We start from the raw sequence: 12,056 nt of genomic DNA on the forward strand, positions 1-12,056 counted from the left end.
TCGCAGTTCGATAAAGCCTGTCCCGGGTTCTCGCTCAGCACCGCCAGGCCTCTGCCGTCGAGCGGCTCAAGAGATGCTTTCTGATGCGCTCGCTGGGTGTCAGGTCGAAGGCGTCGACCGCTCGATAGAAGGTCGGTCGCTGATAGGCCGCGAGCTTGTCCGCGGACCAGGCCGCGAGGTCGGCGAAGTCGAGCGTGGCGTCAGGCTTGGCCTGCACGTACAACAGGATTTCCTGCTCGCCGATCGCGGAGGCAACACCGATCGCCGCGCTGGCATGGACAGCCGGATGGCTATTGAAGATCCGCTCCACCTCCCAGGCCGAGACGTTCTCGCCACGCACACGCATGCTGTCGGTTTTCCGGCCTACGAAGAACAGTTCGCCGTCGGCGTTGCGCCTGGCCAGATCGCCGGTGAACAGTCGTCCCTCGCGAAGGGTGGCGGCGGTCGCCGCGGGATTGTCGAGATAGCCTGGCAGAAAGGCGCCTTGCACCGCGCTCGACAGCACGATCTCTCCCAGTTCACCGGTGGCCACGGCCTGTCCCTGCTGGTCCAGGAGGTCGACGGTCAGCCAGGGCAGCGGGCGTCCCACCGAACCCGGGGTTCCCCGTTCGTTCAGCGTGGCGAAGCTCGAGCATTCGGTCATGCCATAGCACTCGCGCAGGGCGCAGCCAAAGCGCGCTGCGGTGTCGGCCCAGCGATTCAGGCTGACGCCCGCGCCCCACAGGACGCGCAGCGGGTGGCGAGCCGGCCAGGCGGCTTGCGGCTGCTGCATCAGGATGTCGATGATGCCGCCCAGATAGTGCAGCTGGGTGGCCTGGGCGGCGGCGCACTGAGCCCAGAAGCGACTGGCCGAGAAGCGCGGTACGATGTGCAACTCGCAGGGGGTGAGCAGGGGCGCCATCAGCATCTGGGCGCCGCCGATATGGCACATCGGCTCCCAGATCAGCAGGTGATCGTCCGGCTGGACGTCGGCGACGCGGATGACCGACTCGCCGGCGATACGCATCATGCGATGGGTAAAGATCACACCCTTGGGATGGCCGGTCGTGCCGGACGTATAGATGATGCACAGCGGGTGGTCGAAGGCCACCTGCTCTGGACGGAGCTCGGCAGCGGGCCCGGCCCCGGCCTCGCGGACGAGGTCCGCGAGGGTCTCCCGCGGCAGGCGGTGGGCAGCGCCCGCCTGCAGCAGCGGTTGCAGGGCGGGCTCGCTGATCACCAGGTCGGGCTGGGCGTGTTCGAAGGGATAGTCGAGTCCCGGACCGCGCAGCTTGGTGTTGATCGGGATCCAGGTGATGCCGCTCAGCGTCATGGCATAGATCAGGGCGACCTGATCGGCGCTGTTACCGAGGAACGTCGCGATCCGACTGCCCACCCCCAGTCCACGCGCCGCCAGGGTGCTCTGCAAACCGGCGACCTGGGCGCGAAGCGCGTCGCGCTCCAGCGCTTGCTCACCGAAGACGATGCGCATCCGGCTGGAGCTGGCGGTCAGGCGTTCATGGAGGAGCGGGATGACGTCTAGGCGATCCTGGGGGGATCGCGCGGGAAAGAAATCGGTATGGGGATGCATGGATCAGCGTCCTTGGAGTTTGGCGGTAGCGCGCGACGACACCCAGCGGGCGAGGAGCGCGAAGACGACGATGAAGGCGACCAGGGTGGTCGAGACCGCCGCCAGGGTGGGGGAGAGCGCCAGCTGGATGCTGTCCCACATCTGCTTGGGCAGGGTCGTGTTGATGCCGCCACTGACGAAGATGGCGATGGTCAGGTCATCGAAGGAGGTGATGAAGGCCAGCAGGAAGGCGGATACCAGGCTGCTCGACATCAGCGGCAGGGTGACGGTCCGCAGGCGCGTCAGCGGGGAGGCCCCGAGAATTCGCGCGGCATCGTCCAGGCGCCAGTCGTACTGCTTGAAGGCGGCGCTGAGGGTGACCACCACATAGGGCAGGGCCAGCACGGTGTGCCCGATGACCAGGCCCAGGTCGCGACCGGCCAGGCCGATGCGCGAAAACAGATAGAGCAGGCCGAGGGCGATCACGATGCGCGGCACGATCAGGGGCGAGATGAACAGCGCGAACAGCAGCTTGTTCCAGCGTGACGGCAGGCGGGTGAGGGCCAGCGTCGCACCGAAGCCGAGGATCACCGCGAGCAGCGCCGTGAGCACCCCGACGCTCAGCGAGCGCCAGAGCGCCGCCTGCCAGACCGGCGAGAAGAAGAATTCGGCGAACCATTTCAGACTGAACAGCTTGGGTGGAAAGGCGATATAGGGCGCGCTGGTGAAGGCCAGCGGAATCACCACCAGCACCGGCAGGATCAGCAGCGCCACCAGCAGCACGCTGTAGCCGGTGAGGAGGAGGCTGTCGCCCTGGCCGTAGCGCCGCGGCAGCAGGCCCGACATGGCATGACCAAGACCGATCAGCAGGCGTTGGGACACCCCGGCGCGGCGATTCTTCGGCGCCTCGCCGCTGAGCGAAGACAATCCGGCCACGCGATCGAACAGCCAGAACACCAGCAGCGAGCAGACCAGCAGCACCACCGACAGGGCGCCGGCGAAATGCAGGTCGAAGAGGTCGAGCACGGACGAGATGACCAGCTGCGCCACCATCATTTCGCGGGGCGAACCGAGCAGGGCCGGCACGATGAAGAAGCCGAGACTGGTGATGAAGACCAGCAGGCTCGCCGCGGCGACGCCAGGCCCGGACAGGGGCAGGAAGACACTGAAGAAACTCATGGTCCGGCTGGCGCCCAGGGTCTCCGCCGCGGGCATCAGGCGCTTGTCGATGGTTCTCATGATCGGCAGCAGGGTGATCACCGCCAGGGGCAGCATGGCGTGGACCATGCCGATCAGGGTGCCGGACAGCGCCGGCACCAGTCCCGACGGATCGTCGACGACCTTGGCGGCAATCGTCGTCAGCAGACCCTTGCGACTGAGCAGCAGCATCCAGGCGTAGGTCTTCACCAGGTAGCTGGTCCAGAACGGCAGCATGATCCACAGCAGCCAACGCTCGCGTCCATGAGGCGACAGGCGACACAGCAGATAGGCGATGGGATAGGCGAGCAGGACCGCGAGCCCCGCGGTCAGGGCGGAAATCCAGAAGGTGATCCAGAGCACCCGGGCATAGATGGGCGTCGAGGCGATCCGCTCGAAATTGGCCAGGGTCAGCTCGCCGGCGTTGCCCTGAACGCTGCCCAGCAGCATCTCGGCGACCGGGAGCAGAAAGAAGGCGGCCAGAAACAGCAGGGCCGGCAGTGCGGGCAGCAGACCTCGACGCAGGCTCATGGGCGGACCTCCGCCGGCAGCAGCGCGGCCCGACGCGGGTCCCAGGCGATGCCCACCGCATCCCCCGGTCTGACGGCCAGTTGCCGCGGGCACCTGACATTGAACGCCTTGCCCGAGGGCAGTCTGACCTGGGCGCGCAGATCGCTGCCGAGGAAGACGCACGCGTCCACCAGACCCTGCAGCAAGCCTTCCCCGGGCGCCGTCAGCCGCGCGGCTTCGGGGCGAACCAGGAGCACACCTTCGCGGCCATCGCCCCCCTGATGAGCGGCGAGTTCGAGGGTGGTGTTTTCGACCTGCAGCCGGCGATCGGCGGTGAAGCGGCCCTCCAGCAGATTGGAGTGGCCGATGAAGCCCGCAGCGAAGCGGCTGACCGGTCTGTCGTAGAGGTCCTCGGGCGTTCCCAGCTGTTCGATGCGGGCCTGATTCATCAGGCAGATGCGATCGGACAGCGTGAGGGCCTCTTCCTGGTCGTGGGTGACATAGATGAAGGTGGCGCCCAGCTCGCGATGCAGGTGGCGGATCTCCAGCTGCATGTGCTCGCGCAGATTCTTGTCCAGCGCGCCCAGGGGTTCGTCCAGCAGGATCACCGAGGGGCGGTAGACGAAGCAGCGCGCCAGGGCGATGCGTTGCTGCTGGCCGCCGGAGAGTTCCTGCGGGTAACGCCGCGCGAAGTCGCGCATCCGCACCATGTCGAGGGCGTCGTCGACCGCCTTCGCGGTGTCGACCTTGCTCCTCTTACGCATGCGCAGCCCGTAGGCGACGTTGTCCCACACGCTCAGGTGCGGAAACAGCGCATAGCTCTGGAACACCAGGCCGATCCCCCGCTCGCCTGGCGGCGTGCGGGTGGCGTCCTGGCCATCGATGAGCAGGGTACCCATCGAGGGCTGGACCAGCCCCGAGATCATCTGCAGGAGCGTGGTCTTGCCCGAGCCGGAAGGGCCGAGCAGGGTCAGGAATTCGCCGTCCTGCACGGTCAGGTCGGTGGGCTGCAGCGCAACGGCGTCCCCATAGGTTTTGCCGAGGCCGACGGTTGCTAGTTTTATGGCCATCTCCAGCTCCCCTCAGGACAGAATCCAGGCGTTGAAGCGCTCGGTCACCGCGGCGCGATGTTCCGCCCACCACTGCGGACTGGGCAGCCGCATGTGCTGCAGGTTGCCCGGCTCGGTGGGCAGCAGACGCGCGCGCTCGGCGGGGATGCTGTCGAAGGCCTTGCGGTTGGTGGGGCCGTAGGCCAGGGTCCTGGTCAGTTCGGCCTGGCGCTGCGCGTCGGCGCAGAAGCGGACGAACTGCTTGGCGATGTCCGCGCGTGGCGTGCCCTTGGGAATCGCCCAGCCTTCGATGGAGTACAGGCCCTGGTTCCAGGCGATCTCCACCGGGGCGCCATTGTCGATGGCCGCCTGGGCGCGACCATTCCAGGTGGAGATCATGTCGACCTCGCCACTCTGGATGGCCTGCATGGCCTGGGCCCCGGAGGTCCACCAGATGTCGACGTGGCGCTTGATGCGATCGAGGCTCTTGAAGGCACGGTCCACGTCCAGCGGATAGAGATCGTCGATGGCGACCCCGTCGGCCATGAGTGCCTGTTCGAGGGTATCCAGCGGGTTGCGTCTCAGGCAGCGGCGCCCGGGAAATTTCTCGACGTCCCAGAAGTCGCGCCAGGACTGGGGGCCCTTGCCGGGGGCGAAGGTGTCGGTGCGGTAGGCCAGGACGGTGGAATAGACGTCCACGCCCAGCCAGTTGGCGGTGACCGCCTCGGGAAGGAGGTCGGGATAGTCCTCCGCCTTCAGTCCTATGGGTTCGAGGAAACCCTTTTCCTCAAGAAAGGGGATGTCCGCGGAGATCGTCAGGGTGGTGACGTCCCAGACGTAGTTGCGGGTCTGCACCATGGCCGAGAACTGGGCGACCGGCTGGGATTCGCGGGCCACGCTGATGACCTTGATACCGGTGGCCTGCTCGAAGGGCGTGTAGAAGGCCCGGCGATACGCCTCGGTATAGGGACCGCCAGGGTCCGAGACCACGAGGCGCTGATCCTGAGCGAAAACGCTACGCGGCAGGCCGGCCACGGCGGCCAGGATGGCGCCGGCCTTGAGCACCTGACGGCGACCTGGATTCTGGAATTGACTCATCTGGACTGACTCCTTGGCAACGAAAACTCGTTTGCAGGTCGTGCCGTGCCGCAAACGCCTGGCAGCGGTGAACCCATGTCGTCGGCAGAGCTGGCTGAAGGCCTCGTGGGCGAGGCGTGGAGGGTGGCGCTCCCGGTCAGGGGCGGCCGCGCTCTTACTTGGCGCGTTGCTGGAAAAAGGCTTCCATCATCCGGGCGGGTTCGCCGGATTCGTAGGCCTCGCGCTGGATGCGAGTGCCCGCCTCGATGCTGTCCTGGAAGCCGGCTTCGGTCATCTCGCGGAAACGCTGCTTGTCCAGGCGCATGGCCACCGGCGGTTTCGCCGCCAGGGCTTCGGCGATTTCCAGCGCCTTGGCGAATACCTCGGCGGCCGGGACGAGGTGATGGATCAGGCCGATGCGGTGGCATTCTTCGGCGTCCATGAGACGGCCGGTCAGGGTCAGTTCGATGGTGCGGGACATGCCGAGCATGCTGTTCATGATCCAGGGGCCGGTGGTGCTGGCGATCCCGGCATTGATCTCGGGTTGCCCCATGCGCACGCCGGGATGACCGACCCGGATGTCACCCAGCAGGGCCACCTGGAAGGCGGAACCCGCCGCGGTGCCGTTCAAGGCCATCACCAGCGGCTTGGACAGGCCACGCAGGGCGGCGTAGTAGCGCTGCCATTCACCCACCCAGGCAACGGCGCGCTCGCCGTCGAAGTCATGGGCTTCGGAGAGGTCCTGGCCAGCGGAGAAGGCCCGGTCACCGGCACCGGTCATGATGATGGCGCGGATGGCGTCGTCCGCCTCGAAGCGCTGGAGCGCGTCGATGATCTCGTTGCGCATGGGGGTGGTCCAGGCGTTGAGCTTGGCGGGCCGATTGAGCGTGACGACGGCCACGGCGCCCTGGATATCGATCAGGATGTCGCTCATTTTTATCTCCATTCGATAAAAGTTATTTAAAGGAGATTTACCTTTATCTTTTATCGAGGGGCTGTCAAGTCGCGATCGCGGGCGCCGACGGCTCGGCGACAGACCGCTGGAGGAGCCGTTGAATCGACGCGGGCAAAGGCCAGCCCGTTGCCTGGACGGCGCCCGGGCAGCAACGGCGTTCAGCGCCGCCTGCGCAGGCGGCTGCTTGTTTGGGTGGTTAAGGGACGGTAGCGGCTGGACGGGCCCAGGCGGTCGTGGGCCTGGGGTTCAGCCCCGCGCCCGCCGCTGTGGTCTGCCCGCCAGGTGCCGGGCCAGGACGATGAAGTTCTGCAGGGCGGGCGAGGGATTGAAGGCGCGGCAGGCCAGGGTGATCGGGGCGGCCAGCCGGGGGCGGGCGTCCAGGATGGGGCAGTAGCAGATGCTGGACCTGTGCAGTTCGGTCATGGACGCCGGTACCGCGGAGATGCCGGCGCCGGCCGCCACCAGGCTCAGGTTGGTGAGCATGCGATCGACTTCGAAGGCGACTCTGGGCTCGAAGCCGGCATGGCGACAGGCGTCCAGTAGCTTGGCATACATGCCCGGCGCGCCTGGCTTGCGCACCAGGATGAAGGCTTCATCGGCCAGCGCCGCCAGCGGCAGTCCGCGTTGTGCCAGGCTGTCCAGCGCCGCTGCGCCGATCCCCGTGATGAGTCGATGATTACTCGGCAAGGCGAGCAGCATCGCCTCGTTGAGCAGGCGGTGATAGGAGACGCCGTCCGGCGCGCTGACCGGGGCGCGCAGGATGCCGAGGTCCAGGCGGCCTTCCGCCACCCGCTGGGTGAGGCCCTGGGCGTTGTCCTCGGCGATGACGATTTCCACGTCCGGGTAACGCTCCCGGTAGGCGCGGATGACGCGGGGGATCAGCGCATGGGCGGCCGCCGAACTGGTGAAACCCAGCGTCAGGGTGCCGTCGATGCCCTTGGCGACCCGTGCCGCGCGATGCGCACCCTGGCCGACCCGGGCCAGGATGTCACGGGCCTCCTGCAGGAAGGCCGCGCCGCCAGCGGTCAGCACGACACCCTTGGGGTGACGCAGGAAGAGGGCGAAGCCGAGTTCGTCTTCCAGGGCCCGGATCTGCTGGCTGAGCGGCGGCTGCTGCATGTGCAGGCGCGCGGCGGCGCGGGTGAAATGCTGCTCTTCGGCCACCGTGACGAAGTAACGCAGATGCCGCAATTCCATTCGCTCGCTGACCTCGCTGACGCCGGTCTGGATGACCGATCGGTTAGGATGGGGCGCAAGGTGTCTGGCGCCTCGCACAATAATAACGACAGGAATCCGGATGATCGCGCGGATCGCTCGCAACGGCAGTGTGCAGCTAGGCGTAGCCCTCGCCAGCGGGCTGCTGCTCGGTCTCTGGCGTCCCGAGCTGGCCGCGGCCCTGAAGCCCTTGAGCGATCTGTTCCTGCGCACCCTTGGCCTGGCCATCCCCCTGCTGATGTTCGCGCTGATCGTTTCGGCCATTGCCCGCCTGGGCCGGGGCGTCGGCGCCATGGCGGCGCGCATGGTGCTGTACTTTCAGGTGATGTCCCTGCTGTCCCTGCTGGTCGGTCTGATCGTCGGTCTGGTGATCCATCCCGGCAGCGCCGTCGCGCCTGGCCCGATATCGATCAACTGGGGCAGTGCCGAACCGGCTGACCCCCTGTTGCCGGCTGCTCCCTCGTCGATGCCAGGTCTGCTCGACAGGCTGCCAGGTACCCTGCTGGGCGCCTTTACCCAGAGCGCCATATTGCCGCTGCTGTGCCTGGCCATCGCCCTGGGACTCATCCTGCGTGCCCTGGGTGAGCGCGGCGCACCCTGGCTCGCCGGGATCGAGCGGGCCCTGGGGTTCATGCTGCGGCTGCTGCGCCTGTTCCTCCGCCTGGCGCCCCTCGCCGCCTTCGCGGCCATGGCCTTTACCGTCTCCCGTTATGGCGGCGCCTCCCTGTGGCCGCTGTTGAAGTTTCTGCTCGCGGTCTATCTGGCCGCCCTGTGTTTCGTCTGCGGCGTGCTGGGGCTGGTGGCGCGGCTCTGTGGCTTTTCCCTGCTGCGCCTGATCCTCTGGCTGAGGCACGAGTTGCTGCTGGTGGCGGTGACCGGTTCCTCGGTCGCGGCCTTGCCTCTGCTGATCGGCCGCCTCGAACGCGCCGGTTGCCCGACGGAGCTGGTGCGGTTGTCGCTAACCACCGGCTACACCTTCAACCTGGCAGGCTCGAATCTCTATATCGCCGTGGCGCTGCTGTTTCTCACCCAGTTCGCCGGGATCGAGCTGTCGGCCGCGCAGTTGGCGAGCTTCCTGCTCGTCGGTCTGATCACTACCCTGGGTTCGACGAGTGTTGCCGGCTCGGCCTTCCTGACCCTGGCGGCGACCCTGTCGATCCTGCACTTCGTGCCAGTGGAGGCGGTCGGCCTGCTGCTGGGCGTCGAGCGGCTGATGAAGTGCCGCTCGCTCACCAATGTGCTGGGTAACTGCGTCGCCTGCCTGGCGCTGGCGCGCTGGCAGGGGACGCTGGACCGGTCGCAGCTGGCGGCGGCGCTCGCCCGTGGACGGCACTAGGCGATCACGGCTTCAGCAGCTTGGCAAAGGCCTGATCGAGCGCGGTGTCGGCCTCGGTGAGCCGCTGACGCCGGGCCTTGGTCCAGTCGACATCGGTCTCCAGGGCCCGCTTCGCCTCGCCGAGCATGCGCTGCACCTCGGCCGGTTGCGGACCGCCGGTGCCGACCCGGGTCTTGACCATGCTGGTCGGCGAGAGGGCATTGCGGAATTCGGCTTCCTGCAGCGGCAGGCTGGTTTCCTTCCACTGGTACTTTTCAGCGGCCTGGGTGTAGAGCTGCCGGGCCTTGGCGAAGGGGAAGGTCTTGGGCGTGTAGCCTTCGTTGCGGGCCTCGGTGACGATCAGCGAGGCGAAGCTGTGACCGATGCGGAAGGGCACCTTGTGCGCCCGTTCCAGGGTGTCGGCCAGCTCCATCGAGGTGGTCCATTCGTTCTCCAGCTCTTCCAGGGCGCGCTGCGGATTGACCTTCAGGGCGTCGAGCACGCGGTCCATGCTGGTGAACATGCCGATGGCCGAGTCATAGAAATTCAGGTCGTCGAAGGCGAACTTGTAGTCCGTCATGCCGGTGGTCACGTTGTGCGCGCGCAGGGTGATGGTCTGCGCCAGGCCGATGGTGTCCGAGGCGGCTTCCCGGGTGCGCATCAGCAGTCCGGGATTGCGCTTCTGCGGCATGGCGCTGCTGGTGTAGGTGGAGCCTTCCTCCAGCAGCAGCCAGGGGCGGATCTGGTGGTACTGGGTATGGATGTCGCCGATCATCGCCCCCAGCCGGATCGCCGAGGAGGCGGCGATATCGGCCGCCTCGATGGGGATGTCGTAGGTGGAGACCTGGCTGGAATCCAGCGAATTCTGCCGCACCCCATCGAAGCCGAGCAGGGCGGCGAGACGCTCGCGGTTCAGCGGATAGGCGGAATTGGCCAGCACGGCGGTGCCCATCGGGCTGAGGTTGAGGCGCTGATAGAGCTGGGCGATGCGCTGGGCGTCGCGGGCGAAGGAATCGGCGTAGGCGAGCAGATAGTGGGCGTAGGAGATCGGCATCGCCTGGACGCCGTTGGTATAGGCCGGCACCAGGGTATCGACGTTGGCGGCGGCGAGGGTCAGCAGGCGCTGGCGGGTCGCGTTCACGGCGTCGCTGTAGGCCAGCACCTGGCCACGCAGGGACGCCAGGCGGTAGGTGGCATAGATGTCCTGGCGACTGCGGCCCGAGTGGATCAGCGAGGCTTCCGGACCGATCCTGTCGGTCATGATCTTTTCCAGCTGGAGGATGTCGGTGGGGCGCTTGCCATCCGGCTGCCCCCCCTGGTCGATGGCGAATTCGACCCCGCTGGCGATCTTGCGCCCCATTTCCGGGGTAACGATGCCTTCCTCGGTCAGCATCACGATGGAGGCCTTGTTGATGCGGTTCAGCCCGTCGAACTGGTCTTCGACGCCGCCGGCGCGGGTGCCACCGTGGGTCACGGTGCCGCCGATCCTGGCGACCTCGGCCTTGCACTCGGCGGTGGTCTTGCAAGGGGCGTCAGCGGTATTGGCGGCCAGTGCCGGGGTACCGGCGGCCAGGGCGACGAGCAGGGCGAGCGGCAGCAAACGCGGGGTAGCGGGCATGGAGGAAAGTCCTGTCGGGATGGGATCGAGGCCGGCGCGGTCCGCAGCCGGCGGTGCGGTCAGAGCAGGGGCAGGGTGTAGCTGAGGATCAGGCGGTTCTGGTCGAGCTCGGTGTCGTTATGGCTGCGGTAGCTGCCATTGCGCCAACGCACCTTGAAGTTCTTCAGCGCGCCGGTCTGGAAGGTGTATTCCAGCTCGGTATCGCGTTCCCACTCCTGACCGGCGACACCGCCAGGCCCGTCGAAATGGTCGCCCCTGAGATAGCGCGTCATGAAGGCGAGGCCGGGGAGGCCCCAGGCGGCGAAGTCGTAGTCGTAGCGCACCTGCCAGGAGCGCTCACCCGGATTGGCGAAATCCGGCGACAGCATCACGTAGTTGACCAGGTACGAATCGGTGCCGTTGAGATGAGGGAAGCCGGTTTCGCCGTGCATCTGCTGGTAGGCGGCGCCGAAGGCATGGTGACCCAGGTTGTAGGTGAACTTGGCGCCATAGGCATCGTTGTCGACGTTGCTGCCACCGTCCTTGCGCGAGCGGGCATAGCGCAGATCCGTCTCCAGCGACTGGCCCTTGCCGAGCGGCAGGACGTGCAGCACGTTGAACATATGCTGTTCGTAGTTCTGGTCGAGGTGACCGTAGTCGTAGACCGTGGTGAGGTGCTGGCTCCATTTGTAGCTCAGGCCGGCGAAATCGAACTGGTCGGACGCGCGGCCGCCCCTGATACCGCTGCCCGCTACGGTCATGTCCTCGTTGGCGCTGTCGTTGCGAACCCGGTTCTGGGTCAGCCGCCCGGCGTTGAAGGTCAGGTTGTCCAGTTCCTTCGACACCAGCTGGGCGCCCTGGAAGGTCTGCGGCAGCAGGCGGGAGTTGCTGCTGCGGATGGTCTGCAGCCGGGGGATCAGGGTGCCGACCTGCAGGGTGCTCCTGGACACCCGCACCTTGCCGGTCAGCCCGAGCTTGCTGTAGTCGTCGGGCGCTCGCCGGTCGCCCACCGGCAACAGACCGGTGTTCTGCCGGTCCGGCCCCGAATCCAGCTTGAGGCCGAGCATGCCCAGGGCGTCGAGGCCGAAGCCCACCGGCCCTTCGGTGAAGCCGGACTCGTAATCGAGAATGAAGCCCTGGGCCCATTCCTCCCGCTTGGATTGCCGGGCGCCCGATTGGCGATAGTCGCCATTGAAGTAGAAGTTGCGCAGTTCCAGATCGGCCTTGCTGTCGGCTAAGAATTCGGCGGAGGCATCTGAGGGTAGAAAGGCGGCGAGGGCGGCGGTACCGACCCCGAGGGCTAGCGGTGGCATGCGCATGGTGAGATTCCTTGACGCGTTATTGTTATTGGGCGCGTTTCGTCGTGAGGCGGTGGCCGCTCACGACGGGAACCTTAAGGACTTTGCTTAAAGATTAAAAATATATGAAAAGTCGGTACTTGATACTTTAAGGATATGGTCAGCGCGCCTAGTTCTCGATCAGTCTGATTGATCGCCTACTGGACGTAGTCCACCAGGATGCTGGCGCGGGGGGGGGGGGGGCGCGGGGGGGGCCGCCCCCCCCCGCGCCCGGGCGGGTTAGACATAAGCCGC

General features: G+C 66.7%; 9 protein-coding genes. 1 reads left to right on the forward strand and 8 read right to left on the reverse strand.

The genetic code is table 11. From position 1 onward, the window contains the following. Window positions 1-34: 34 nt before the first annotated feature. From QMX82_RS09955 to QMX82_RS09980, 6 genes are all read right to left on the reverse strand, one after another. The gene (locus QMX82_RS09955) at window positions 35-1,570 is read right to left on the reverse strand and encodes an AMP-binding protein (protein WP_282282868.1); all 1,536 of its coding nucleotides are present in this window, start codon (window positions 1,568-1,570) and stop codon (window positions 35-37) included. Between the two features lie 3 nt (window positions 1,571-1,573). After that, on the reverse strand, window positions 1,574-3,277 hold the full coding sequence (locus QMX82_RS09960; protein WP_282282870.1) for an ABC transporter permease subunit: 1,704 nt from the start codon (window positions 3,275-3,277) through the stop codon (window positions 1,574-1,576). Further along, window positions 3,274-4,326, reverse strand: coding sequence for an ABC transporter ATP-binding protein (locus QMX82_RS09965; protein ID WP_208691540.1), 1,053 nt, complete (start codon window positions 4,324-4,326; stop codon window positions 3,274-3,276). Before QMX82_RS09965 ends, QMX82_RS09960 begins: the two co-directional genes overlap by 4 nt. Before the next feature lie 12 nt (window positions 4,327-4,338). Continuing rightward, window positions 4,339-5,403, reverse strand: a complete 1,065-nt coding sequence (locus tag QMX82_RS09970) for an ABC transporter substrate-binding protein (RefSeq protein ID WP_208691539.1) — start codon at window positions 5,401-5,403, stop codon at window positions 4,339-4,341. A gap of 154 nt (window positions 5,404-5,557) precedes the next feature. Continuing rightward, window positions 5,558-6,316 carry an enoyl-CoA hydratase/isomerase family protein gene (locus tag QMX82_RS09975; protein WP_133860918.1) on the reverse strand — a complete coding sequence of 253 codons (759 nt, stop codon included), beginning with the start codon at window positions 6,314-6,316 and terminating at the stop codon, window positions 5,558-5,560. Window positions 6,317-6,583: 267 nt separating this feature from the next. Then, entirely contained in the window at window positions 6,584-7,534 is a 951-nt protein-coding gene (locus QMX82_RS09980) for a LysR family transcriptional regulator (protein ID WP_282282875.1), read from the reverse strand. 100 nt (window positions 7,535-7,634) lie between these two features. Between QMX82_RS09980 and QMX82_RS09985 the strand changes: the two genes are divergently transcribed. Beyond that, window positions 7,635-8,888, forward strand: a complete 1,254-nt coding sequence (locus QMX82_RS09985; protein ID WP_282282877.1) for a cation:dicarboxylate symporter family transporter — start codon at window positions 7,635-7,637, stop codon at window positions 8,886-8,888. A 4-nt stretch (window positions 8,889-8,892) separates the two neighbouring features. Here the strand turns inward: QMX82_RS09985 and QMX82_RS09990 are convergent, their stop codons facing one another. Both QMX82_RS09990 and QMX82_RS09995 read right to left on the reverse strand, forming a co-directional pair. Continuing rightward, complete coding sequence (locus QMX82_RS09990) at window positions 8,893-10,485, reverse strand: argininosuccinate lyase (protein ID WP_282282879.1); 1,593 nt, start codon at window positions 10,483-10,485, stop codon at window positions 8,893-8,895. Window positions 10,486-10,544: 59 nt separating this feature from the next. After that, complete coding sequence (locus QMX82_RS09995; RefSeq protein WP_282282881.1) at window positions 10,545-11,783, reverse strand: OprD family porin; 1,239 nt, start codon at window positions 11,781-11,783, stop codon at window positions 10,545-10,547. Window positions 11,784-12,056: the final 273 nt, after the last annotated feature.

Origin of the sequence: Pseudomonas sp. PS02302, assembly GCF_029959585.1 — a bacterium.
In the GTDB taxonomy this organism is placed as follows: domain Bacteria; phylum Pseudomonadota; class Gammaproteobacteria; order Pseudomonadales; family Pseudomonadaceae; genus Chryseomonas; species Chryseomonas aestiva.